Annotated in this window: 21 protein-coding genes; 8 read left to right on the top strand and 13 right to left on the bottom strand. The window is 53.5% G+C overall.

What is annotated here, in order from left to right; all coding sequences use genetic code 11:
• Nucleotides 1–34 precede the first annotated feature (34 nt).
• From ABF859_RS09265 to pxpB, 4 genes are all read right to left on the bottom strand, one after another.
• Nucleotides 35–1297 carry an MFS transporter gene (locus tag ABF859_RS09265; RefSeq protein WP_415527607.1) on the bottom strand — a complete coding sequence of 421 codons (1263 nt, stop codon included), beginning with the start codon at nt 1295–1297 and terminating at the stop codon, nt 35–37.
• A gap of 131 nt (nt 1298–1428) precedes the next feature.
• The gene (locus tag ABF859_RS09260) at nt 1429–2415 is read right to left on the bottom strand and encodes a DMT family transporter (protein WP_415527489.1); all 987 of its coding nucleotides are present in this window, start codon (nt 2413–2415) and stop codon (nt 1429–1431) included.
• Nucleotides 2416–2604: 189 nt separating this feature from the next.
• Nucleotides 2605–3597, bottom strand: coding sequence for a biotin-dependent carboxyltransferase family protein (locus ABF859_RS09255; protein WP_415527488.1), 993 nt, complete (start codon nt 3595–3597; stop codon nt 2605–2607).
• The gene (gene pxpB / locus ABF859_RS09250) at nt 3594–4292 is read right to left on the bottom strand and encodes a 5-oxoprolinase subunit PxpB (protein WP_415527487.1); all 699 of its coding nucleotides are present in this window, start codon (nt 4290–4292) and stop codon (nt 3594–3596) included. Before pxpB ends, ABF859_RS09255 begins: the two co-directional genes overlap by 4 nt.
• A gap of 419 nt (nt 4293–4711) precedes the next feature.
• On the opposite strand from pxpB, the gene ABF859_RS09245 reads away from it, so the two are divergent.
• On the top strand, nt 4712–4945 hold the full coding sequence (locus ABF859_RS09245; RefSeq protein WP_415527606.1) for a transposase: 234 nt from the start codon (nt 4712–4714) through the stop codon (nt 4943–4945).
• Nucleotides 4946–5290: 345 nt separating this feature from the next.
• Nucleotides 5291–6742: a phosphomannomutase gene (locus ABF859_RS09240; RefSeq protein WP_415527605.1), complete on the top strand. Its 1452-nt coding sequence runs from the start codon at nt 5291–5293 to the stop codon at nt 6740–6742.
• Nucleotides 6743–6788: 46 nt separating this feature from the next.
• On the opposite strand, the gene ABF859_RS09235 is transcribed toward ABF859_RS09240, so the two are convergent.
• From ABF859_RS09235 to ABF859_RS09205, 7 genes are all read right to left on the bottom strand, one after another.
• Nucleotides 6789–7655 carry a hypothetical protein gene (locus ABF859_RS09235; protein WP_415527486.1) on the bottom strand — a complete coding sequence of 289 codons (867 nt, stop codon included), beginning with the start codon at nt 7653–7655 and terminating at the stop codon, nt 6789–6791.
• Nucleotides 7656–7795: 140 nt separating this feature from the next.
• Entirely contained in the window at nt 7796–8671 is an 876-nt protein-coding gene (locus ABF859_RS09230; protein ID WP_415527485.1) for a glycosyltransferase family 2 protein, read from the bottom strand.
• 1 nt (nt 8672) lies between these two features.
• On the bottom strand, nt 8673–9593 hold the full coding sequence (locus ABF859_RS09225) for a glycosyltransferase family 2 protein (RefSeq protein WP_415527484.1): 921 nt from the start codon (nt 9591–9593) through the stop codon (nt 8673–8675).
• Nucleotides 9594–9684: 91 nt separating this feature from the next.
• Nucleotides 9685–10083 (bottom strand): hypothetical protein, encoded by a 399-nt coding sequence (locus ABF859_RS09220; RefSeq protein ID WP_415527483.1) that lies wholly within the window; start codon nt 10081–10083, stop codon nt 9685–9687.
• A complete protein-coding gene (locus ABF859_RS09215) occupies nt 10077–11015 on the bottom strand; it encodes a glycosyltransferase family 4 protein (protein ID WP_415527482.1) in 939 nt (312 codons plus the stop codon). Before ABF859_RS09215 ends, ABF859_RS09220 begins: the two co-directional genes overlap by 7 nt.
• A gap of 164 nt (nt 11016–11179) precedes the next feature.
• Nucleotides 11180–13231 carry a GumC family protein gene (locus ABF859_RS09210; RefSeq protein ID WP_415527481.1) on the bottom strand — a complete coding sequence of 684 codons (2052 nt, stop codon included), beginning with the start codon at nt 13229–13231 and terminating at the stop codon, nt 11180–11182.
• Between the two features lie 142 nt (nt 13232–13373).
• The gene (locus ABF859_RS09205) at nt 13374–14858 is read right to left on the bottom strand and encodes an exopolysaccharide biosynthesis polyprenyl glycosylphosphotransferase (RefSeq protein ID WP_415527480.1); all 1485 of its coding nucleotides are present in this window, start codon (nt 14856–14858) and stop codon (nt 13374–13376) included.
• Nucleotides 14859–15207: 349 nt separating this feature from the next.
• On the opposite strand from ABF859_RS09205, the gene ABF859_RS09200 reads away from it, so the two are divergent.
• The 6 genes from ABF859_RS09200 (at nt 15208) to ABF859_RS09175 (ending at nt 21572) form a co-directional block, all read left to right on the top strand.
• Nucleotides 15208–16443: an outer membrane beta-barrel protein gene (locus ABF859_RS09200; RefSeq protein ID WP_415527478.1), complete on the top strand. Its 1236-nt coding sequence runs from the start codon at nt 15208–15210 to the stop codon at nt 16441–16443.
• 142 nt (nt 16444–16585) lie between these two features.
• Nucleotides 16586–17047 carry a polysaccharide biosynthesis/export family protein gene (locus ABF859_RS09195; protein WP_415527477.1) on the top strand — a complete coding sequence of 154 codons (462 nt, stop codon included), beginning with the start codon at nt 16586–16588 and terminating at the stop codon, nt 17045–17047.
• Nucleotides 17048–17276: 229 nt separating this feature from the next.
• On the top strand, nt 17277–18425 hold the full coding sequence (locus ABF859_RS09190; RefSeq protein ID WP_415527476.1) for a glycosyltransferase: 1149 nt from the start codon (nt 17277–17279) through the stop codon (nt 18423–18425).
• Nucleotides 18426–18441: 16 nt separating this feature from the next.
• A complete protein-coding gene (locus ABF859_RS09185; protein ID WP_415527475.1) occupies nt 18442–19830 on the top strand; it encodes a hypothetical protein in 1389 nt (462 codons plus the stop codon).
• Nucleotides 19823–20479, top strand: a complete 657-nt coding sequence (locus ABF859_RS09180; RefSeq protein WP_415527474.1) for a phosphatase PAP2 family protein — start codon at nt 19823–19825, stop codon at nt 20477–20479. Before ABF859_RS09185 ends, ABF859_RS09180 begins: the two co-directional genes overlap by 8 nt.
• Nucleotides 20463–21572, top strand: coding sequence for a hypothetical protein (locus ABF859_RS09175; RefSeq protein WP_415527473.1), 1110 nt, complete (start codon nt 20463–20465; stop codon nt 21570–21572). The genes ABF859_RS09180 and ABF859_RS09175 overlap by 17 nt, the downstream gene beginning before the upstream one ends.
• A 92-nt stretch (nt 21573–21664) precedes the next feature.
• Here the strand turns inward: ABF859_RS09175 and ABF859_RS09170 are convergent, their stop codons facing one another.
• Complete coding sequence (locus tag ABF859_RS09170) at nt 21665–23200, bottom strand: oligosaccharide flippase family protein (protein ID WP_415527472.1); 1536 nt, start codon at nt 23198–23200, stop codon at nt 21665–21667.
• Nucleotides 23201–23209: 9 nt separating this feature from the next.
• Entirely contained in the window at nt 23210–24280 is a 1071-nt protein-coding gene (locus ABF859_RS09165) for a glycoside hydrolase family 99-like domain-containing protein (protein WP_415527471.1), read from the bottom strand.
• Between the last annotated feature and the right edge of the window lie 723 nt (nt 24281–25003).

Genomic DNA, 25003 nt, shown 5'->3' with positions numbered 1-25003 from the left:
AGAAAGGGAGGAAGCTCAGGCTCCCTCCCTTTTTTCATGCCTTGCTGAAGAGCGTCCGGATCGGCGCACTGACCATGAACAGGGATGTAAGGCCAGCCACCAGAAGGGCTCCCGAGCAGCCAAACCAGGCAATGTCAAAGCTGCCAGTACCCGCCACAATGTAACCCGTGACAATCGGTGCAAACAGTCCTGACAGATTGCTGAATGTCAGGGTCAGGCCCGTTACGGTACCGATCTTGCTGCCATCGTCCAGAAGATCCGCAAGAAGCGCCGTATTGGCGCCACTTCCTGCAATCATGCCAGCCAGACATACACCCATGACAAGCAGAGTCAGAGACATCGAATTCATGAAGGGAAGCAGGCCCACGCTTGCACTCAACATCATGCATGTACAGACGATAATGCGACGGGCATGAATTTCAGTTCGGCGACGCAGAACTGAAACTTCCAGAACACGCCCAAGAAGGATTGCCCCAAATGATGCAGAAACATAACAGACTGCACTTTTCGCACCAGACTGGAAAACATCCTGATGGAACTTATGAATGAAATAAACCGGCAACCACGACATCACGAGAAAATTGAAGTAATTTCCAAGACACTGCGTAATGACAATCGCATAGAACGAGCGGGATTTAAAAAGAGAAAAGAACTGTGTCCGGGTAATGGGGCCTTTTTTCTCAGCGATCGGCTTATAGGGTGAATCTCTATAGAAAAACCACCAGAATGCAGCCCAGAGAAGACCAATCGCCCCGAGTGCGGCAAACTCGAACCGCCATCCAAAGCGAACAATCAGGAACGCACCAGCCAGCGTACCGAGCGCCAGGCCGATCTGCTGCCCGGTCAGAAGCGTCGTCAGAACTGACCCGCGCTCTTTAGGAAGTGCCCAGGCGCGCACGACACTGCTCCCGACACCAAAGGTCGGCGCTTCACCGATCCCGAGAAAAACCCGCGATGCAATGAACTGCCGGATCGTGGAAACCGTTCCGCCATAGACCATCGCAGACGACCATAACGCCACCGCAATTACGCCCGTCAGACGAGGCCCGATTGCATCAAGCAGAATGGACGATGGCAGATTCAGGATGAAATAGGACCACAGGAAACTTGAGGAGATCCATCCGAGTTGTACCGAACCCAGCCCGAATTCCTGTCCCAGAGCCGGCAATGCAATGGATAAGGCGGCTCGATCCGCATAGCTGATCATGTACATGAGGAAAATGAATCCAAACATGACATAGCGATAGGTGGTGGCCGACGTCTTTTGTGACGATATGTTGGTGCGGGAGACTTTCATGGCTGGTGCACCGTCCTCAACATCGGATCCTGCAACTCCAAATTCAGACATATCCGCTCTCCTTACCGGTCAGGGATGGGGCGTCCCGTCAGGGTATTCGACATTGAAAAACCGCAGTGTCCTGTGCGCCCTCATCGGGTCGAAGGTGCGCTTTCCAGATTTTCGTTCGTAAGTTCACTGGCTTCGAGAGCCGCATCCTGACTGCTGAGCGCTTCCACATTGGAAAGCACATCATCCTTCCTGGACTGCCGGTTTCGATCGACGCGCAGCATCCACACACCTGAACCGATGATCAGGCACCCACCGAGCAAAAGCGTCAGACCGGGCAGTTCCCCAAAGCCAAGCCATCCAATCAGGGCCGCCCAAAGCAGGCCGGTGTAAGAGAAAGGCCCGACCGCAGAAACCTGAGCCGAGGCAAAGGCTTCTGTCTGAAGAATCTGGGCAATCCCTGCAAATGCCCCCACGGCAACAAGGCACAACAGATCCGTTATTCCGGGAGATACCCAGATGAACGGCAGCGCAACAAGGGTGGCCAGTGTCATGAGAATGGCCTGCCAGATGGTGATGGTCGTACTGGATTCCGTAGCGGAAAGCTGACGTATCTGCATGGCCGTCAGCGCCCCGACCGCGCCCTGTGCAATCGCAAGCAGATATACCCAGTGAGGAATGACAACGCCGGGAACCGCAGATACTGTGTTTTTCCCCAGCGCAACAAACAATACGCCACAGAAACCAATGAGAACGGCAATACAATGCGTCAGGGACGGTTTCTCATTCAACAAGGGAATGGAAAGCAGAACCAGAAACAAAGGCTGCGTATAGGACAGGATCTGCTGCTCTGCGAGCGGAAGCCGGGTCACGGCGACAACAACCATGATCATTCCGGTCAGGCCAATGGCAGAACGAATGACATGGCCGCCAAAATGATTGGTTTTGAGAACCATCCCTCTTCTGCTGGCGATCAGCAGAACGAAAGGCAACGAGAAGAAATTCCGGAAAAACGTGATTTCCACAGCAGGCAGGCGAACACCGGTCAGCTTCTGAAGAGCATTAACCATGGCGCTGAATAGCGTCGCTGTTGCGAGCAGAAGCGCTCCTCGTTTCAGATCATGCCGCACGGTTCGTCAGACTCCCGAATAATCTCCACGCCCGAACATGGTTTGTTGTTTATCCGGAATATCTTCATGAAAAGATATCCCTTTTACACTCTTCAGTAGTGTAAGATGATTACGAATGGTTCTCTCATAGGAATTTTTTCCCCAACCATAATATTTCGTTATGGTTGGGAGACATTTGGCCCGAAAACGTCAGGAAACAGCCTGCGAAAGCGTGTCACGCTCTCCCTGATAAAGGCTCGTGACCTGCATGAGATCAGACAGATACGACGTAACAGCCGACATCGCTGCAATTCCCTCGGCATGATCACACTGGACGAATCTGATCCTGGAACCAACCGGTGCCTGACCAAGTCTCCAGAGATCAGCTTCGATAACCGACGCTATCCTGGGATAGCCTCCAGCCGTATTGGCATCAGCCATCTGTACAATTGGTTCTCCTGACGGAGGGACCTGAACAATCCCTGGGACCACACCATAGGATCGTAGTTCAACAGCATTTTCAGGAAGAACCGGCTCACCTTTCAGGCGATACCCGGTGCGATTGCTCTGCGGAGAAATTTTCCAGTCCGTATTCCAGAAACGATGACGGGCATGTTCCGGAAACCGGAAATAATCTGTCGCCGGAATAGCTCTCAGGCCGATCACACCTTTTACCGGGTCCAGTTGCTCAAGCCTCTGCTTTGGTGGCGAAGCACCATAGAGCAGACGCTTTTCTGATCCATGACCTGTTTTCAGAACATCGCCACCCTCAAGGAAACGACCCTCAAGCCCCCCGAAGCCACCGCGTAGCTGCGTGCTGCGGGACCCCAGAATTGTAGGAACTTCAATACCTCCCTGGACACAGAGATACACGCGCGCGCCCACGGATGGGCGCTCCACCGACAGAAGCTGCCCTGCCTCGACGTGCTTCAGACTCCAGGGAAGGAATGGTCGCCCGGAGAGATCCAGCTTCGCATCTGCACCGGTCACAGCGACGAAACATGCTTCGTCAAACCGGACGACAAAAGGAAAGGTCTGGATCTCCAGAGCTGCTGCGCCGCGTTGGTTTCCCAGAAGGATATTTCCCGCCTGAAGCGCCACACCATCCATTGCACCAGCGGTGCCCACACCCAATTCGCGGTATCCGAAACGCCCCAGATCCTGAACGGTATTCTGAGGAGGGGTTTGAAGAACTGTAATCACAGATCAATACTTTCCGGATAGAACCTGATCCGGTCTCCCATTGCGAACAGGGAAGGAGAATCCTTTTCAGGGTTGAATAGCGATATTTCCGTAAAGCCGATCGAATTCCATCCATTGGGGCCAGTCAAAGCCGATATTCCGGCCTGCATTCCCCCAATGGTAACGGTGCCAGCCAGCATGTTCAGGGAGGGCACTGATTTTCGAGGCGTCGCAATCCTCGGGTCCAGCCCGTGAAGATACCCGAATCCCGGAACACTGCCCAAAGCACAGACAGTGTATTCCGCTCCCTGATGCAGCGAGATGACGTCTTCCCGGGACAGACAGGCATGTTCTGCGACATGAAACAGGTCTTCTCCCAATTCGCCGCCGTAACGTACGCCAATTTCAAAGAGCTTGCCTTTGATATGACGTTCCGGAAGTGTATCCCAAGCTTTCAGAAGCCAGTCCGCTACGATTTTCGGATCTTCAGGTGCCTGCGCAAAAACCAGCATCAGGTTGGTCACGCCAACAATCACTTCAGCAACGTCCTGGCGATCGCGAGATGCTTCCGTGAGCGCCCAGATACGACGCTGCTGTGCAAGCGTGAAGTCTCCCGGCGCTTCAAACAGCAAAGCGCGCGTTCCGATCATGCTGAGTGACGGAGTGTTCTGCTCCATCGAACCGTTACCTGACTCTACAGCCATGTCTCGCAGCATGAAATGTTCTCCAGTCTATCGATCCAGAACTTTCACATGCAATGAGAGGCAAGCTGCCCCGGCAATTCTGAGATCAACCATTTGATTTGACCTCAAAAACAAAACCACAGCTAGGCATTCTCTTCGAAATCTTTTCTTCTTCTTGTACCATCATCTAAACTTATGACCTACGCGATCCTCCCGCATTCAGATCTGGAGAGCTTTAAGAACCGTTGATTGATAGTTCTTGAGGATGACATGCAGTTACACTGAACCTTTCGAGGAATAGAAAGCAGCTCATGTTGGAGATGTGATTCAAAGCTGGTCTTTACGGAGACCGGTGAATGCGTGTCGACCTGACGAACGAGGAATGGGGGATCATTAGCGGCCTGCTGCCGCCCGAACGTTGCCGCTGGTCCTGACCGGCACAGGATAATCGTCTGTTCCTCAACGGGATACTTTACGTGCTGCGTGTCGGTTGTCCGTGGCGAGACATGCATGAACGCCACCGGAAATGGAACTCGGTCTATGTGCGGGTCCGTCGATGGGCAGAGCAAGGCGGCGGGTGCAAAAGGGGGCCTCATAGGGAAGGCTTTGGTCGAAGCCGTGGAGCTTTACGAGCAAGATCCACGCCCATACTGACGGTCAGGGACGCCCTCTTGACTTCGATCTGACGGAGGGGTGGAAGTTTCTGATTATTCCAGCGCTGATGCCCATATAATATCCGATGCTCAGCATGCGGATCAGTAGTCGATCGAAGGATGCGCTGTATCACAGCAGAATGGCTTCAGATCATGGCGAACAGCTGACAGATCCACAAAACGATCGATCAGCCGCAGCAATGTCGCTCGGGCACATGCTGGGCGAGGCTGGCCTTGTATCCCTGTCAGCTCGCCCATGATTTTTCCCCGGCAAGCCCTATTAGGTCCAATAGCGCAGATGTATGTTCGAGGAGATATACGCATGAGCTATTTCCCTTGATGACATGAGGCTGAAGATACATGAAAATTTCTAAATGGATGGTGCAATCAGAAGTAGCGTTCGGGACAAGTGGTGCACGCGGGCTTGTCACATCCATGACGGACGCTGTCTGCTTTGCGTATACTGCTGGCTATCTGAAGTATTTGGAGACAGTCGGGGAGTTCAGCCCCGGAACGCCCGTAGCTATTGCGGGAGACCTGCGTCCGAGTACTCCTCGCATTCTTCGGGCCTGCGCTGCCGCCATCGTGTGGATGAAAGGCAAGCCGGTCTATTGCGGTCTGGTTCCTACACCCGCGTTGAGTTTGTATGCGTTCTCGCGGAATATTCCGTCACTTATGGTGACAGGAAGCCATATCCCCAGTGATCGAAACGGCATCAAGTTCAATCGTGCGAAAGGAGAATTGCTCAAAAGCGACGAAGCGGGCATGCGCGAACAGGACGTCAGCCTCCCGCACGGATGGTTCGATGACCAAGGGACTCTGACAACCGATATCACGCTTCCCCCGCTCACAAACGTTCTGCCGGAATATATTTCACGCTACGTGGATTTTTTTGGTCCGACGGCGCTCTCCGGTAAGACGCTGGGAGTGTATCAGCATTCAGCAGTAGGACGGGACGTGCTGGTGTCTGTTATCGAGGCATTGGGAGGAAAGGCTGTTCCTCTGGGACGTTCGGATGTGTTCGTTTCCGTCGATACAGAGGCAGTGCGTCCGGAAGACATCGTTCTCGCACGCGACTGGGCGCAGAACGGTGAGTATGACGCCATCCTGACAACGGACGGAGATTCAGACCGCCCTCTCCTCACGGATCAGCATGGACGCTGGCTTCGGGGAGACGTTCTTGGAATTCTTGCGGCACAGAGCCTGGGTGCCGCCTCGGTGACAACGCCTGTCAGCAGCAATACGGCCCTCGAAGCTTCGGGAATTGTTCCTTCCGTACGTCGTACCCGGATTGGCTCACCCTACGTCGTGACAGGAATGATGGATGCCATTAAGGCAGGAAACATCCCATCTGTCGGTTACGAAGCCAATGGCGGCTTCCTGCTGGCCAGTGATATCAATCGTCAGGGAAAATTTCTTGCTGCCCTGCCGACCCGGGACGCCGTCTTACCAATGATCTGTGTCCTGACCTCGGTTCAGGACGGACAGCGCGGTGTTGCAGAACTTCTTGAAACACTACCGCCGCGTTTTACACAGAGCGATCGTCTTCAAGACATTCCCCGGAAGCAGAGTGAAGCACGGCTGGCCATGTTACGTGAGGACGTTGCAGGTGTCAGCGAGATGCTGGGTTTCGTTGCCGCCTGCGGCCCCGTTGCGAACGTCGACGAAACGGACGGTATCCGCATCACCTTCCATCAGGACGACATTATCCACCTGCGCCCGTCAGGAAATGCCCCGGAACTGCGGGTATATGTTGAAGCATCCACTCCTCAGCGGGCCGAAGAACTCCTGAAACTGGGTATGGCGGCAGTAGGCCGTTGGATGGCGTAGCAGTTCCGTTATGGGCCCCTGTCTTGGGCAGGGGCCTCGCCCAGGATCAGTTCGGGTTGAACGCTGGCAAGGCAGGCCCGTAAACAGGAGCAGGGCCATTCATGACAGCGATCTTTCCGCGAACCCCATAAGTGCGGGCGGGAAACTGGATCGCACTATAGGGGCTATCACTCTGGACCCAGTAATCGCTGCTTGCCTTTCCGTCGGACTGACTGACAATTACGAAGGACCCGGCTGTCATGAAAAGTGAACCCGCTGGCTGACCGACAAGAGCATGAAGCCGGATCGGTGGACTGTGCGGGGGAGAAATCTCAATATGTCCGTCGAAACTCCACAGACCTGATATTACCGCAGTCATTGCGTTGTAATCCAGACGCGATCCGAGCCAGTCCAGTTCCATGCCGCCTTCATCATCCACGCCCAGCGTATTATTGAAAACGTTGACATCTTCCAGAGTAATGCGCTCTCCCGCATCCACCGCGCCGGAAATCGTATACAGGCCCGTCGCGTTATTATGGATCTGAACGTGGGAAAGGCCGAAAACGTAAGCATGACTGCCAAACGTCAATCCGTGGCGGAATCCTGAAATTGAAACATTTTCCAGCGTAATAGCGGCTGCGCGGATATTATCATCGTTCCTGTTGTCGAGAACGATCCCATCCGCTTTCAACTGGCCCGTGAGAACAATATGATCGATGCTGTCTGCAGCGGTATCGTAACTTTCAGGCTGTCCTGCACCATCCGACGAGACAAGAATTGCAGGTTCACCATCCGGAAGACCCGAGGCATCCAGTACGCCGTTGGTCAGCCTCATGGTGAGCGGATTGAGATGTAGCGTATGCTGAATCCTGTAGACCTGTCCCTTGAGGTCAATTTCACAATGAACAGGCCATGCCGGACACGCTGCGATCATTCGGGCGGGATCTGCAGCATCAGCATGTGCGGAAAGTATGAGAAATACAGCCGGGATTGCGCTCGAAACGGCGAAAACCCTGAGAAAATTTCCTGTCATGAACCTGCCTTTACAGTCGCTCCAGAAGGGCTCCCGGATGATCAGGAAATATTTTCCCGTGGAGTGTTCCGTGCAATCTGGCGGCCTTCTCTGGAGAAATACCCTGTCAGCCTGCCCTGAAGCGTCCTGAAATAATATGCCGTCTGATCAGATTTCCGTCGCAGCAGGCTGAGGAGTGCTCCTCCCAGCGGGCGGATGAAGAATGTCAGGACCGTTCGCATGGAAGCATGGTTTTTACGTAGCACATATCCCATCCCGGTCCCGTAATCATAGGCACGGGAACCATTGACCGTCGAAGACTTGTCCATGTGACGGACCAGCAGGCTGCGATCGTGATATCCATGTGCCCCGGCCGACATCAGGCGCAGCGCAAGATCTGGACCTTCGCAGGAGCCGAATGGCGTACACGGGCCCAGATTTTCATCAAAACCGCCGACCTGTTCGAACAGATCGCGAGGCATGAAGAAATTGAACTCGATCAGGCCCGTCCAGATGCTGTGACGGTCAAGGGGCTGACTCTGTTTCAGCCATCGCCCCATTGCCGTTGGTGCGCCATCCAGGTTCAGTACGGCACCAGTTATGAAACCCTGATCACCCGTCTTGCGGAAATAGGCATCCACACGTTCGAGAGTGTCTGGTTCGTAAATGCAGTCATCATCGGGGAAAGCAATTAGTTTCCCCACGGCCTGACGGGCACCCAGATTACATGCGTGCCGTGGTTTGCGGATGTCAGAGCGGATATGCTTCACGGGCCATTTACTGCTGTATCGTGCAACAATGTCGTCGAAGATATCCGTTCCGCTCTGATCAACGAGGATAACCTCGAAGTCACGGAAAATCTGGCGGTCGAGCCCCTGCATGAAGGCTTCGACTTCAATCTGCCGGTTGAGAGTGGGAACAACAAGTGAAAAACGCATGTCAGGATGCTACTTTTGAAATGGTAAGTGTGGCGGCACGTTCAGGAGTGATACGGTTTCGGACGACGTCGCCGATGCCGATCAGATTCCCCCGCAGACGTCCCCTGCGGTCGATGTAAGGTTCGGATCTTAAGGATTTGAGAGCGTTGATGAGGACATGTCTTCCCGCGCTTTTCAGCGCATGTGACCAGGGGTAAGTCCCCTTCCGGGCAAGATAGATGCTATTGATGATCTGGGAATAACCAAGGCGGACACCTGACCCTTTGCCGGTCTTGTTTCCGAGGTGCACACCGCGGGCGCCATTGACCCTGACAATCCTGCCATGCGGCAGGAGAGAACGGGAAAAATCCATGTCCTCATACCAGGAGTAAAGAGGCAGGTTTTCATCGAAGCGGGTGCCCAGACGTTTTATGGCAGCGCAGCGGAAGGCCATGTTGCAGCCATAAGTATTGAAGACATCCTCGACCTGAAGAAGAGGCGTTGTTTCGGCGCTTGCGTTCAGTCGGTTAGCTTCTTCGATTTCCAGACCGGGCCCTTTGGCCCCATCTGCCAGAAGATGTCCGGTGGCTCCCAGAACATCCGGATGCTCACGAAAAGCCTCGATGATTCTGGAAATATATGTGGGATGCGGAAAGAAATCGTCATCCAGAAAGAGGATGATGTCCTCATTCTTCACACGATCAAGGATAACATTACGCTGGACGGCAGCGCCCATATGGCCGGTGACGAATTCAATGGACATGCTGTCCCGAAGCACCTGGGGTATAGCAGCAATATCACCCGGTTTGGCATAGCTGATAATGAGTCTGTGAGGCTGGATCGACTGTTTGGCCAGTTGATCCACAAGCTCTGCCAGAATTGCAGGACGGCCCGTAGTCGCGATACCAACGATGACCTTGGGGTCTGCTGACAGCAGGGCCATTTCGCTAACCTGCGCGCCTTTCTGTCGTTGAAGGCTACTTTGCATTAACGGATTTCTTCGGAAGTGATGAGACAGTTTCAGGTGTCATGGCCTAATCCAGACCGATAGTAACGATGTGTTCGCCATGGTGTTGAGCCAGGGATACCGCGGTATCTCTGGCCTTCGTGGCATGAGTTTTATCCCGATAAACTGCACAGGCATGATCGCTGTTGCGGATCGTCAGATTGTAGCGACTGTTCACGACCGTCACGAAGCGGCTGCTTACAGTCCACAACACCATGTGACTGAGTGTCCCTGTAGGAGCCGGATCAGAAACGAACAGGCGGTTCGATGCTGAATCCGTGATCATACACCATAACTGCATCTTCGCAGGCGAAGGAGTCGAAGATGTATCTTCATCAACGCTGGGTTCCTGCGCACTGACCGACATGATGGTACTGGCTGTAAGCAGCATAACCATCATGTGCAGGGTGCGGACAACCTTCAGCATACGAAGAATTCCTCTCGCATGACATTCAGAAGTTTCCCGGCCGCGATTGACCAGCGATAGCGGCGCACCTGCTCGCGGCCCGCATGACGAAGTGTTTTGGCAACCCCTGGATTATCAAGAATTTCCAAAACCCGGGACGTCAGATCGGCCGGCATGGAACCGTAGAGAGCAGCCTGACCACAAACTTCATGCAATACAGGAATATCACGCGCGACGACGGGGCAGCCCGCTTCCATGGCCTCGATCGGCGGGAGACCAAACCCTTCATAAATGGAAGGGAAAACAAAGCAGGCTGCGTCTCTGTAAAGGGCGTGAAGTGCCTCATCCGTCACACGACCAACATACGTGGCGTGCTGCAGATCCGGTATGTCACTCTCAAAAACCCGCTTGTTCATTCCGCCGCTAATGACCAGTTTTACCCCACGCTGAGGGAGTGTCGACGCCAGATGATCAAGTGCCGCGAAATCCTTGTGGGGAGCCATATTGCCAACAGCCAGCACATATTTCCCCGCTTCCAGGCCATTGCGCTCAAGAACGGTCCTATCTGCCGGGAGACGCGTAGCGTGTTCCGCCCCCTCGGTGATGACACTTATTCTGGCCGGATCAATCCGCAGATGACTGGCTATGTCACTGCGGGCGAAGTTCGATACCGTGACAATCCGGGTTCTGCCTAAAGCCAGCAACCGGTGCAGCGTTTTGTAGTAGGCACGGAACTGCCGGGAATAGGACTGAGGAGTAGAAAAAACGCCGGCATCATGAATGACGACGATCTGACGGCTGTTTCGCGCTGGCAGGAGAAGGGGGCCGGTATTCCCCAGATTTACGAGCAAGCCATGACCCGCGGCTCTCGGGAGATCAATCTGTTCCCACATCTGGCCTTGAAAATGACCACAGGGGCGGACCGGAAACCCCATATCGACAGGTGCCGGCACAGAAGAAGAAACCCGCGGCGTCAGTAGCTCGGGGCGTGGCAGGTCAACTGGCCAGATTCCCGAAAGTGCTCGGGTAATCTCCGTTGCGAAACGCTGGACTCCACTGAGGGGCTGAACGGAAAAACGTCCGTTCAGAGAAATCCGGGGCATGGAAGAAGCAGTCATTATGGTGCAGAGACAAGCTTGCGATAGTAGGCATATTCGCCAATCCGGACACTCTCTTCAGGATGCAAATTCTCAATATCGACAAACGTCAGAACGGCACCCAGGCAGTTTGCGTGATGGGTACGCAGGATTTTCTGTGCTTCAAGAACGGCACTTGCAGACGTATGATGCCACTTGACCGCGAGGATCACGCCTTCAGCGAAAGAGGCCAGAACACCCGCTTCAGGAAAGCTCAGAACTGGTGGGGTATCGATGATGATCTGATCGTAATCATCTCGATGCGTCTCCATAAACTGTGCCAGGGCTTCGAAATTCATCACACCGCGTTCGCTGCTCTGACTGGCAACGAAAATATCCATGCCCGGCAACGCCTCGCGGATAAAACCATCAGCAGTTTCCTTCAGCCCGAGCGCCATGAGAACACCTGGACGATGGGCATCGCAATCGATCAGAAGAACGCGTTTGCCGAGCGCACCCACACTACTGGCAAGTGAGATGGCAAGTGTGGTTTTGCCTTCACTGCCCACAGCAGAGGTAATGACTGTGGTTTTCGTGCGGATGGACGGATTGCCGAAGGTCAGGATGGCCCGCATGGAATTGAGCATCCGTCCGTAGAGGGAATTACTCAAGCCCAGCTGCTGCCGCAGGGGGCCTTCGAAACGTGGAAGAGCGCCAAGTCCGAACAGACGGGTCTGCTGCTCAAGCTCGCTCAGGGTCCGAAGCGTGCTGCGGGAACGGTCTTTCAGCAGGGCGGCACCGGCTCCAAGTCCCAGAGAAATCAGCAGTAGCAGTACGCCATACTGTTTTTTTGGCGGCCCCGCAGGTCCAAGGGGCTGGTCAGCAGGCGTGATGAGACGTGCTTCCGCCTGCTGTATGGCCGTCTCGGCCGAAATCTGACCAACACGGGAGAGATAATCCCGATACAGGGTCTGCGCGGCTGTCGCTTCGCCGACAAGCTGTCGCAGGCGGATGTCAGCGTGCTCTTCTTCCGTCGCATTTGCTTGCAGGGTGTTCGTACGCTCTTTCAGAGCGTTGACCCGCTGTTGGGCGGCTTCCGCCTCGTAACGGAGGTTCTGCAGAAGTTTTCGGCTTTCCGTGGTAATCTGAGCATCAATTCGCGCTGCCTCGGCACGGGCAGCGATCAGTTCCGGGTTCTGATCGAGAGCTGTAGCGGCCAGCGTCGAGATACGTGCATTGACCCGCGCCTGCTGAAGGCGAAGACTCTGGATAAGCGGTGAGGCCGTGATTGCCGTAATGGTTTCGATATTTCCGCCAGATTCAGCCTGACTGTATATCGCCTGCTTTCGCGCCAGATCTGCTTCCGCTTCGCCGAGTTCACGATTCATCTGCGTGAGGCGCACATCGTTCGTTGTCGCGGGAAGCACAATACGCCCCTTACGATCCGGATCATTACCCGTATCGTCTCCAAGCAGATGCAGATTGTGTTCCTGCCTGTAGCGGGAAACGGCCTGCTCCGTCTGGATTGCTCTCTCGCGCAGAGGGGCAATCTGCTCTTCAAGAAGAACACTTGCATTGCGGGCCGCCTGAATCTTGGCCTGCTGTTCGAAGTCGAGATACGCCCGGACGTAGGCATTGGCGATGGCTGGCGCAAGATCGGGCGTGGCGGATCGTGCGGTTATTCCGAGGATCGCTGAGCGACCGTCATTGCTGATGACCACCTTCTGCATGAGCAGGTCGGAAACCAGTTCTTCATGCTGGTCATGCGTCAGGGGAGCTTCGGCTTTCTGAAGACCGAGGCTCCTCTTGAGTTTTGACAGAAGTGAGGGACGGAGTGCCTGCTCGTATTCGGGGGTCTCTGCAAGATGCAGTCTTTGCGTCACCATCAGGGCAATTGCTGGACTTTTGATGATGCGGAGCTGGGTATTGAGTGCGACCAGATCCAGAGCATGATCGGCATAGGGACTGAGCTGTGACGGCGATATCATGCCGCGAGCCCCCACCGCGACTTCAGCAACGGACTGATAGTAAGGTTTGAGGCTCGCAATGGCGACAGCGCCCAGAAGGAATGTGCCGCCCGTAACAGAACACATCAGGAGCCTGTGCCTTCTGAGGCTTGAAAACAACTGGCTAAAACCAGCGAACTCCTGCTCGTGGGCAGGAGTTATCTCAATCGGATAAGAGGAATTCACGTTCATTGCAGCAGAAATCTGACTCATAAATATTAATTTCCGCTTACCGAGCACCACGTCTCAAGAAAACTGCCGGAAGGGTTTTCGCCAGAATGGCAACGTCGTGCCAGAGAGTCCAGTTACGAACATACCATCGATCAAGCTGAACACGTTCAGCATAACCCGTATCGCTTCTGCCACTGACTTGCCACAACCCGGTAATTCCCGGACGGATCGCCTGATAATACTCGAAATTCTCACCATAATGATGGGCTTCCGCCTGCACAATGGGACGCGGCCCCACCAGGCTCATCTCCCCTCGAATGACGTTGAGAAGCTGCGGCAGTTCATCCAGACTTGTTTTCCGAAGCAGATGTCCAATACGGGTGATGCGGGGATCATTCCGCAGCTTCTGTGTTTCCTGCCATTCTGCGGCTGCCTCAGCATCAGTTTCAAGAAGATGCTTCAGGACTTCATCGGAGTTTTTCGCCATTGTGCGAAATTTCAGGCAATTGAATTCACGTCCGTTCTGACCGATCCGGCGATGACCATAGATTGGCTGGCCGCCCTCCAGAGCGATGAGTACATAGAGGATGACGTAAACAGGGAAAACGAGTGCAAGCAGAACCAGAGCTATTACAAAGTCAAACGTGAATTTAAAAAAACGCTGAACCGGTTCTTCCAGATTGCTGCGGTACGACAGAATAATAGTATCATGACTGAAATAGGACGATTGCGTCAGACCATGAGTAGGCATCCCGGAGACCTGCGGGATCAGGGCGAAGGGAATACGCTTGCGGGTCAGTCGCTCGATGAGGTCCCGAGAACATATGTCGGTTGGATCAAGGCATAACAGGAACTGGAACCAGCGGGAAAAATTCGTTTCTTCGGAAAGCGCAAGGAGGTTAATCGCTTCCGCCGGACTAAGGCACTTCGTGATTTCATGGCTGGGAAGAGATTCACTATTCAGGATGCGTCTTGCCTGATCCGTTTCGGCCTTGCCCCCAACCAGCACCGTGGGAATTTGCCATAAGTGGATTGCATGCAGTCCGTGACGGCAGACCTGCCGCAACAGTTCACTGCAAAACGGAAAAATGACCCAGGGCAGCAGGAGCGCCATCCGCAGATCGGAAATCTGAAACGCGAACGCCCAGAAGCCCGATGCCAGCAAGGCACAGAACGATGCCGCGATCAGACGCCCGAACTCGCTCCAGAACGGGAATCTGTTACGATATTCACCACTGACAAACATGTAGAGCAGAACACCGATACAGATCGGCATGAGATGGCCTGCTGTGCGGGATGCGTTCAGGTTTGCATCAAGAAACAGCGGAGCACCGACTGACAAATTGTGGACGGCTGAAGCAATCCAGCTTCCAGACGCGCCTGACAGAAAGACAGCCACGATGTCGCTCAAGAAGAAGACGAGAGGTACCCGACGGGAAAACTCCATAACAAACCGGGAGCGAACATTGCCAGCCGCAGAAATAATCGTCTTATCTGCAGAGGCTTTGAAAGCATCCTGGTTAAAGGAGGGGGATAGTCTCATCTGTTCTCCGTGAGTGACAATAATTATCGAGGGCAATAGCAGTGTTATTCACAGCTATTTTCCACACGATAGATAACAACAATAATTCATGTCGTTGACGACGGCTTCTATCTACATGAAAATTGGCGGCCGTCTATATCACCATGAGTTAATAAAACGTTATAGCGCCGCACGTAATATACTTCTCGACTGATTTCATACGAAGGATTTCTGGACAACTGTTTTTCTGATAAGAAACGCCCCCATGTTCTTGTATCGGGAAAAATCTGGTCTGAGCGTATTGTTCGCTCTGGGAATTGGGGGGGCCTTGCAGTCGCCGCTGTTTCTGGGCAAAGCAGCATATGCACAGGTGGTTACACAGAATCTTTCGGCCCTGGGTGGTCCTGAAAGCAGTGAAACCGTAGACGCTTTCCAGTCGGACACAAATCATCGATATGGGGCTCAGGGCCTCAGGTTCGGCCCCTGGACTGTCAATGGTGAGGCCTCTGAAGGATGGGGGTACACCAATAACGCCGACCAGATCATGGGCGGTGTTCCCAGCGCAGTCAGCCAGACCAAGGCCAATCTGGAAGGATTACTCATTCAGAGCCGGAGACGTATCAATATTGGAACTTCCGTTAACCAGCTTTACTATCCCGAGCGCGGATTACAGGATCAGACCAACTGGTCTGCATTTCTGTCGGGAGATGAAAGGCTGGGCCATGATCGGCTCGAGTATCATCTGAGCCATGAAAAAATGACCCAGATGCCCTTTGATCTGGGTGCACTGGCCGCCAATCGGCCCGTTCCCTATTTTGTGCAGGATCTGGCTCTGGACGATCGGATCGAGACGCACGGAAAGCTCTCGATAATTCCAAACTTTGATCTGAAACGCTTTCAGTTTTCAGATCTTGGGGGAAGCGATATCTACCTGCAGCAGTCCTACCGCAATCGGATCCTGTTCTCCGAAGGGATCGGGTTGCGCTATTCCATGGCCGAAGGTAGCGATCTTCTCATGATCGCCCAAGGTGTCGAGATCCGGTATTCGAGCAACCGTTTCAGTCTCCCTTCCAGAAATTCCAACGGTTTTTCCGCTCTGGCAGGATACGATTACGAAATGCCGGGCCCGTTCAGCGTTCGGGTTCTGGGAGGATATCAGAGCCGTTCCTATAAGGCTTCGGCCTATAAAGCCCTTAATACATTCTATGTTGAACTACGGGGAACATGGACACCTACGCATCTTACGCGGGTTTCTCTGACCGTTTCGCGCGGGATTGCTGACAGCGCTTTCGAAAGTGTAGTCGGCTTTGTTTATACGAACGCTGCACTCGATATCCGCCATACCTACTCCCGCAACCTCGTACTGCATGCCGGGGCTCAGGTGCAGCAGGGCGGAGCGGGTAAGACGCCAGCCATTTTCGAACATACGCCTCTGTATCAGGTCATGACATCCCAGCTCAATTCTGACTTCAGCGTTGGCTTTGACTGGGCGCTGGACCGGAACTTCTCTCTGGGAGCATCGAATATCTATAGAAATGCAAATGCTGTCGGAACAGGGCGATACAGTATCGATACGGCTGTGATAAGCATAAAATATCAATTATGATAAAGTTCTCATCATGACGGAATTTCTTGGAATGCGCCTTTTGCAGAACCTGCGAAAATATATTCTCCTGTGTGTAACGGGCTGTTGTCTGGCAGCCTGTAGTCCAGGCCGGGGACTGACACCGGTACCAGCGTACGATCCGATGCAGTACAGACTTGGAACGGATGATGAAGTGCGCCTGATGACGTATGGTCAGGATCAGTTAACTTCTGATTTCCGCATCGACAGTGCAGGTAATATTGATGTGCCATTGCTGGGGAATGTACCAGCCTCAGGATTGACGACCCGGGAACTCGGACAGAGCATTGCGGCCTCACTTCGGCAGAAAGCCATTCTTCGGGACGCGAAAATTGCGGTGCAGGTTACAGCCTACCGTCTCGTCTCGGTCATCGGAGAGGTCGAGCACCCCGGTCAGTATGCATACCAGCCAGGCATGACGCTGCTTTCAGCTGTCGCAGCGGCAGGAGGATTCACATACCGGTCATGGGAACGCTATGCGTATACGATCCGGCAGGAGGGAGGAAGCACAGTCACCGGCCTTCTCTATCCTCAGAATTTTGTTAAACCTGGAGACGTCATCAAGGTATACGAGCGACACTTCTGATGTTGCTCCCCATTCTCCAAAGATGAGCAAACCGCCAATCCCTGAGGTTGATCACGAGAGGAACCAGTAGCCTCCGGCAAGCCACATGCATGCGCCGAGAAACGCTGCCAGACCGATGCCGCTTCCGGCAATGGGAGTGGAGGTCTGTTTTGACGACGGTGTTGCACAGAGAGCGTAAATATCTATCGGCAGCGGAACTTTGAAAACCGCAGAATGAGAAAAAATAGACATGAAATCTATCCAGGTTGCGATTGTACACGAGTGGCTGGAGAACTGGGCGGGCTCTGAGCTTGTCATCGAGCAATTAATTAAATGTTACCCGAACGCAAAAATTTTCTCTGTCGTGAACTTTCTTTCCCCGACGGACCGCGCGCGCTTGGGAAACCGGGAAATTCAAACATCTTTCATCCAAAAACTGCCCTTTGCAAGCAGGTTCTTCAGACACTATCTCGGTTTGATGCCTCTGGCTGTGGAGCAGTGGGATTTCAGCGGGTTTGATATTGTTATTTCAAGCCACCATGCCGTGGCAAAGGGTATTATCACAGGACCGGATCAACTCCATGTGTCCTATATCCATTCCCCAATGCGGTATGCCTGGGATCTCCAGAATACCTATCTTCGCCAAAGCGGCCTGAACAGAGGGCTGCGCGGCCTCTACATCCGCTGGCTCTTCCATCGTCTGCGCAACTGGGACGTGAGAGCCGCGGCCGGTGTGGACGCGTTCGTAGCAAACTCAGATTATATCGCCCGCCGGATCCGCAAGACATGGCGACGGGAAGCCCATGTCATTCCGCCCCCCGTCAATCTGGATCGTTTTCCCGTGAATGGCACAAAGGAAGACTATTATGTCGTTGTTTCACGACTGGTGCCCTACAAGCGGATTGACCTGGTGGTTGAAGCATTCCGCCACATGCCCGACCGGAAGCTGATCGTCATCGGTGGCGGAACTGATGCGGAGCTTGTCCGTCAGAAAGCTGCCGGGGCTCCGAATATCAGCCTCAAGGGGCATATTTCCGACGCAGAATTGCAGATGACGCTGAGTAAGGCCCGGGCCTTCGTTTATGCCGGCGAGGAAGATTTCGGTATCTCCCTTGTCGAGGCTCAGGCAGCGGGAACTCCCGTAATCGCTTACGGACGTGGAGGCGCCTGCGATATTGTTCAGCATGGGACAACAGGTCTTCTGTTTGACAGCCAGAGCGTGGAAAGCATTATCGATGCAGTGCAGACATTTGAAGAGTATGAAAAGGACATGACGTCCGAGCTCTGTCATCAGAATGCGCTCCGGTTTTCGGAAGAGCTGTTTCGATCGCGTTTCACGACGTTTGTTGAACAGCAATGGCAGGCATTTATGCCCTCCCGGCCGGTCGACAAGGTCTGATATGGGTCTGACTGCGATGGGGCTGATCTTCTGGCCCCTCAGCCTTATCTTCTTTTTCAGAAAAGACCCGCAGCGTCTTCTGGAGCTGACTCTTGTCGGAGGAGTCTTGCAGGCTTCCGCTGTTCTGGTACTGGGAGGGCTGGGCCTACAACCCTCTATGGCTCCCGGAATGATGTTTATTGCATTCATGGGGCTTCAGCTTGCATTGGGCATTACCTTTCCCGGGGCAATGCGCCAGATAAAATTTTGTGCGCCGCTGTTTTTCGCTTTTTCTTGGGCACTCCTTGGCTCCATTCTGCTTCCGCGGCTGTTTGAAGGAAAAGTTCTTGTCTGGCCTCAGAAGCTGGATGAGATCGCAACCCGCATACCGCTCTCCCCTCAACGCGGCAACATGACGCAGGACGCCTATCTCGTGCTCGATCTCGTCATGTTCGTCATGACGGTCTTATTCCTGACGAGACGGGAGGCCGACCCGCGCCGGCTATACCAAGCCTATCTCATAGGAGCGATGCTGGCGTGTATGGTCGGATTCTGGGAAATGGCACACAGGCTTATAGGAAGTATTCCGTTTCCAAAAACCCTTTTTTATTCCAATCCCGGCTGGGCTGTACTCGATACGCAAATGAGCGGACCAGTACCGCGCATCAACTCCACGTTTACGGAACCTGCAGCCTGCGCAACATTTCTCATCGGTACACTCTATTCGACGGTATGGTCGACATTGAGGGGGTATGGTGGATGGCTGACGCGGCTCATGCTGGTCATGAGCACGCTTTGCCTGCTGATGACGACCTCAACCACGGGGTATATTGCCATGTTGGTCGGGCTGATGCTGCTGGTCATCTATGCCATTGTGAGTCGGAAACGGCAGTTGTTCCGGCGGTTGATGCTGTTCATCGGAGCCGGCGTCCTGTGCATGGGCCTGACGACACTCGCCCTCGCGGCTTTCGCGCCTGATGTCATCAAGGGGGCAGCAGCAGTCATTCTGGAGACACAGGAAAAGAAGCAGTCCGTTTCTTACGAAGAGCGCACCCAGAAGGATACTGATTCATACCAACTCGCCCTGGAAACCTATGGCCTCGGCACCGGATGGGGCAGTAACCGTTCTTCCAGTCTTCTTCCAGGCTTCCTGTCCACCATTGGTGTAGTGGGTATTCTGGGGCTCGTCGTCTGGAACGGGCGACTCTTTGCGACAATATTCCGTACCCTGAAAGTAGCGGCCAATGAACAGTCGCTCGATGCGTGGATGATCGAGGCAACAGTGACCGCGCTGCTAGGACGGACAATGGCGACGCTTATTTCCGGCCCCGTTCTGGGAACGATGGATTTCTATGTGCTGTTGGCTGTGCTGGTCTCATCACTGATGAGGGCTCAGGCCAGAAAGGGAAAAACGGGGCGTGCCTGACAGCACCGTTATTCTCATCGGCTTTCTGAGTGATTTTGGGGACGAGAATATTCTGTGGCCCCTGATGGCACTGATCAGTCTGATCCTCATCCTGCAGGAACGATACAGGATATTCCTGTACTACTGTGCCCTGGTGCTTCTGGTCTTCGGGGGCACACTGATCCTCAAACTCTGTTTCGAGGCCTGCGGGCGTCTTCCGGGGCAAAGCCTGTACAGTCCCAGCGGACACACGGCAGGTACGACTTTTGTCTATGGCGGAGCGGCAGTGCTTTTCAGCAGATCTCCGCGTACGTGTCTGGCCGTGGCATTTGGGATTGCGCTGTCTGCAGGATGCGCGCGGATCGCCCTTCATGTCCATTCGCTTGCAGAAGTTTTTATTGGTGCGGGCGTCGGTTTGCTGGGCGTCCTGTTGCTGACGCTGGCAAGAAAAAATGAATTACGTACGCTTTCAGGAACGACATGGTCGAAACGGCCCATTCTCTTCCTGATAACCGGTGGTTTGGTTCTGACAATGATCCTGCACGGCCTGCGTTCCCCAGCGGAGACGTGGCTTGAGTATTTTTCGCACCAGTTTGTTGCTCCGTTCATGCGCTGTCCTGTGCCCGCTTCTACACTCCTGAAATCACACCATAATGATTTGGAAAAATAACATGAAAAAATTCGGCTTCCCGTTATTTGGCGCCCCTGAAGCAAAGCTGAAGCATGCACAGAATCTTCTGAAAAACGGAAAAACCAGACGAGGGATCAAACAGCTCCATGTCTTGGCAACCGCAGGAAACGCGGAAGCCCAGTTCATGCTTGGAGAACTGTATCTGGCCGACCAGGATGTTCCGATGAACGGACACGAGGCACTTCGCTGGTTCCGGCAAGCCGCAGGCCAGAATCATGCCAAAGCCTGTCACAGACTGGGCGTGCTGAGTCATATGGGCTTCAGCCCGTCTGCTGGAGAGCAGGTCACAGTGTTCGATATGACACTAAGACAGGGAAAACCTGATCATGCAGAGGCACTCTCCTGGGCCGAGCGGGCAGTGGAAGGCGGCGATTTTGACGGCATGGTGCTGGCCGCACATCTCCTGACGCAGGGGCCAGAAACTCTTCGCAATATCGCCAGAGGCCGCGAACTCTACCAACGTGCGGCCGAAGGGGGAAATGTTCAGGGATTATATGGTCATGGAGTCACCCTGCTTGGTGCGGCGCGAACACCTGAAGAACGCAGCAGGGCGGTGGCTTTCATTCAGCAGGCGGCTACAGACGGCCTGCCCGACGCCGAACTGATGCTTGGTACAATTCTGGAATACGAAGGTGGCAAAGATGCTCAGGCGTTCAGTCATTTCATGAAGGCCGCAACACAGAACCATTCGGTAGCGCAAATGAAGGTCGGAGTTGCCTATTATCAGGGCCGGGGTGTCGAGCGGGATGTGTCGAAAGCTGAAACATGGCTACGAAAAGCCGCTCAGAGCGGCGAGGTTGAAGCGATCGCCCTGGTGGGCGATATCAACCTTCAGGGAGATGGCGTCGCCCCCAATTTTCTTGAAGCCCATTCATGGTATCGCCGAGCCGTAGAAGCCGGGCATGTCGGAGCCGCGGTAACGCTTGCCCAGCTACTCTACAATGGTATGGGATGCGAGACCGATCATGCGGAAGCGAAGCGGCTTCTGGATTTTGCCGCAGATCATGGGAATGAAAAGGCCATCAAGCTGCTTCAGCTCCTTGAAACCCGCTCCGCTCAATCCCGTTCGTAAAACAGCGACGTCGGCAGGAACTAGCGCCGTATATTAAAAATCGAAGCGCTGAAGAAAGCTATTGACGCTTGAGCTTACCAGAAAACCAGATTTCAAGGCTGAGGTTGGGTTTGCCTGAATCTCGACAGGCATTTTCCGACTATTTTGGCTTCAATATCGTCAGCCTTTTTCCCGGTCAGCCACCAAAGCACAAGCAGAGCAAGGATATAGGCGCCTATTCCGGTCCCTCCCAGAATGAACAGCCTCGCAAGTCCCGGCCATGTCGAGGGCAGAATATCGTATTTCATACCTTCTATGGCGAGGCAGGACATAATTCCGGCCAGACCGGTACGCCAGTTCTGAAAAAAGATTTCGGTGTAGGATGTCTTGATTAAAGATCTGGTCGTCGCAAGGCAAACAACCATCATAATGAATGCTACGCCTATACGGGCCCAGCACGCCCCGATCGCCCCGAAGAAAAATGATACACCCGTAATAATCGGGATCTTGAGACAGAACTCCAGAGCATTAAGGCGCATATAAAGATGGTTTTTCTTAAAAGCCATCACAAGAGCCCCAATGCCTTCAGAAAGCCCTGCAATTATTGGAGGAATGGCGAGGAGAGCAATGTAAGTGACGGACTTCTCCCATTTTGGCCCCAGAATCGTATGAACGATTTCATTGGAAAGCAAAGACATTTCAATGAAAATAGGAAGAATGACCATGAAAATGGTGGTGTTCGACAGGCGATAGAGATTTCTAAGCCGATCCAGATTGTCCCGGTTCGCCACGAGAGCCGAAAGGAGAGGGCGACTCAGAGGAACGGCGATGGCCTGAGAAGGAATGGCAACGAGATCGCTTGCTATCGAAAAAACACCCAAGGTCTGCGCAGAGACAAGACGGCCGAGAATCAGGCGATCGTATTGCCAGTTAATGGCGCCAAGAATCTGGGCACCGCTGCTCCAGCCGAGAAAGCTCCTGAAATCATTCCATCGAGACAGCGTGAAACGTGGTTTATACGCAGATATGACGTAGGAAACGGCCATGGACGCAACAGAGCTGGTAATTGTGGCCGCCGCAATGGCCCAGTATGAGCGTGTTGTAAAAGCGACAAGAACGGCAACGGCCAACGCGCAGCCTTTCCCCAGCAGCTCAATGGCACATTCGCGCGAAAAATCGAGCTGCTTGGCGTAAAGCGCAAGGCCTGGACTCTGCATTCCACGAAATGCAGGCGCCAGGCTGAGTGCCATGAGAAGCGGAAGCAGCCGGAAGTCGTGATAGAAAATCGAGAACGGTACTGAAATAACCAGAATGACGATGCAGATGGCAAAGCCACGCAGAAAACTCAGTGTAAATGCCGTATCAAGATGGTCTTTATCTATCAGATCCAGAACAACAAGCGCCTGATACAGAGGAAGCTCGAAAACCGCCTCTGCCAGATAGATTATGGACATGGCCAGAGAGACCACCCCGAAATCGGCCGGTCGCAGAAGATGTGTCAGGACGACAAGAGAAATGAAATCCAGAGCGCGGCCCGAAAGCTTGGTACCAAGCAGAAATGCCGCACCCCGCGCTGTTTTTGCACCTGTGTCCGTTATGGCATCATGTTCCGAATTCGGAATGTTTTCCGACTGAGATCTGTCCGTCACGAGTTCAGATCAGTCCTTCAGAGCAGCCGCTACGGCTTCAAGCGGTCTCAACCCGAAACGCGTTTCGGGTTCCAGAATATTGCCTTCCGCCCACTCATTCCAGGCTTTAAAGAAAATGAAATTATCACTGCCGACCTGCCTGTTCCGCAACACCGCCTTGCGCACATATTCGCCCAGCAATTCAGGAGAGTATCCTTCAAAGACAACCCCTCTACGTTTCGAACGAGGGGTATTGTCCCAGCCAGTCGTGACGCACGGGATATAATCCGGAGACGCAGGAAGGTCTTTAAAAGCCTGATCGACCACATCCCGGAATGGATAATGAATCGGCGCATTCATTGCTTTTCGCAGGAAATCAGACAGCCAGTCGGCCTGCGATGTGCAGGCAAGACGACGCAAAACGCGCTTTAACAATCCTAATGGCCGGTGCTCCAGATAATCTCCAGGTCCAAAGGGCATCACCTGATCGCAACAGGTCAGAAGTTTGTCGGCATCACTATTGGCCATGCCGATGATATGTAGCCCCGGAAATCCGTGCTCAACCGCCAGATTTCGCAGCGCCAGGATGTAAGCCGGTGGATCGGGAAGATCACGAACGCCATAGATCGGAAAGACAGGCCGTCCATTAAAGGTAATGTAGCGCGGATCACGGAAAGCCTCTGCGAGGAATGCAAAATGGGCTCGCATATCCTCATCGCCATTATAGGTCTGCTCCATGAGGACCCGGCCCGGAGCCCCATGCCACACGCCCGTCCAGGACTGGTTGGCCCAGCACAGGCAGAAAGGAAAATCAGGCTTCCCCGTTTCCAGAACCTTGTTAAAGGGTTTCTCGAGGATACGCTTTCCGTTTCCGAACCAGTAATGCCAGTAGCAGAATCCTTCAATTCCATGCTTCTGGGCCATCCGCGCCTGCGCAGCGTAGACCTGTTCGTCCAGCAGATCATAATATCCCAGTTCCCCTGGAACGATCGGCTGAACATGCCCCTTGAAGAGCGGTTTCGCCTTGCGGACGTTAGTCCACTCCGTAAAGCCCTCACCCCACCACTCGTCGTTTTCGGGGATACGATGAAATTGCGGCAAATAAAATGCGATGTTTCTTACTTCGGCGCTCAATGGGGGTCTCACTGTGATACTGTTTTGCGGGAACGTAGAGAAGTCCGCCAGATTGGTCTACGCAGCTTGTGCCTTTCCAGAAGCTATGCCCGATCAATGATCCGACTATCCTGGGACAGGAGAACGTCAGACCTCGGACATCCTGATCGCCCTGCTCCTGTATTTCCGGATATGTTGTGGCTGTCATAATCGCCGTTTGCCTGTCTGTGCAATTCTTCAGACGGGATGAATCATGATCGAAAAAGTCGGGATTTCCCGGCAATCCCCCGAAAACAGACCTCCAGCCCGCCTCAGGAGATCGACAAGAACCGGGGTGATACTCGAGATTTCCGGGATTTTTCAGACATTTACCGTTTATGATAAAAAAAGGGTTTAACGTCTTATTAATGAGAAAATATTTTTAAGATGTGCGAGTTAGGCCAGCATTGATCCCGGATGAGAGTGCGCGGGTTGAATAATTCTGCACTCGAGTTTTGAACAAAAAAATATCCGGGTTTCCCTGGAATATAGGATACTTGTTTAATGGCTTCTACTTACTGGACCGGCGGCTCAAACGGCGATTTTTATAATGTCAAGAACTGGTCTACAGGCGCTTCTCCAACGACTTATCATGATGTCGATATTACTGGAACGAGCTGGAGGGTTCGAAAAACCTTCTGGATTTGAGGGTTCCTCTGTGATTCCATCTCT

Source organism: Gluconobacter sp. (assembly GCF_047722525.1).
Lineage (GTDB): Bacteria > Pseudomonadota > Alphaproteobacteria > Acetobacterales > Acetobacteraceae > Gluconobacter.
The sequence above is the reverse complement of the archived record's forward strand: the minus strand, read 5'-3'. Positions and strand labels throughout refer to the sequence as shown.

Bases quoted from the DNA above. Each gene is read 5' to 3' on its own strand.
- ABF859_RS09265 (WP_415527607.1), bottom strand. From the start codon at position 1,297: ATGAAAGTCTCCCGCACCAACATATCGTCACAAAAGACGTCGGCCACC.
- pxpB (WP_415527487.1), bottom strand. From the start codon at position 4,292: ATGCTGCGAGACATGGCTGTAGAGTCAGGTAACGGTTCGATGGAGCAG.
- ABF859_RS09240 (WP_415527605.1), top strand. From the start codon at position 5,291: ATGGTGCAATCAGAAGTAGCGTTCGGGACAAGTGGTGCACGCGGGCTT.
- ABF859_RS09235 (WP_415527486.1), bottom strand. From the start codon at position 7,655: ATGATCGCAGCGTGTCCGGCATGGCCTGTTCATTGTGAAATTGACCTC.
- ABF859_RS09230 (WP_415527485.1), bottom strand. From the start codon at position 8,671: ATGCGTTTTTCACTTGTTGTTCCCACTCTCAACCGGCAGATTGAAGTC.
- ABF859_RS09225 (WP_415527484.1), bottom strand. From the start codon at position 9,593: ATGGCCCTGCTGTCAGCAGACCCCAAGGTCATCGTTGGTATCGCGACT.
- ABF859_RS09220 (WP_415527483.1), bottom strand. From the start codon at position 10,083: ATGCTGAAGGTTGTCCGCACCCTGCACATGATGGTTATGCTGCTTACA.
- ABF859_RS09210 (WP_415527481.1), bottom strand. From the start codon at position 13,231: ATGTGTTCTGTTACGGGCGGCACATTCCTTCTGGGCGCTGTCGCCATT.
- ABF859_RS09205 (WP_415527480.1), bottom strand. From the start codon at position 14,858: ATGAGACTATCCCCCTCCTTTAACCAGGATGCTTTCAAAGCCTCTGCA.
- ABF859_RS09195 (WP_415527477.1), top strand. From the start codon at position 16,586: ATGCAGTACAGACTTGGAACGGATGATGAAGTGCGCCTGATGACGTAT.
- ABF859_RS09190 (WP_415527476.1), top strand. From the start codon at position 17,277: ATGAAATCTATCCAGGTTGCGATTGTACACGAGTGGCTGGAGAACTGG.
- ABF859_RS09185 (WP_415527475.1), top strand. From the start codon at position 18,442: ATGGGGCTGATCTTCTGGCCCCTCAGCCTTATCTTCTTTTTCAGAAAA.
- ABF859_RS09175 (WP_415527473.1), top strand. From the start codon at position 20,463: ATGATTTGGAAAAATAACATGAAAAAATTCGGCTTCCCGTTATTTGGC.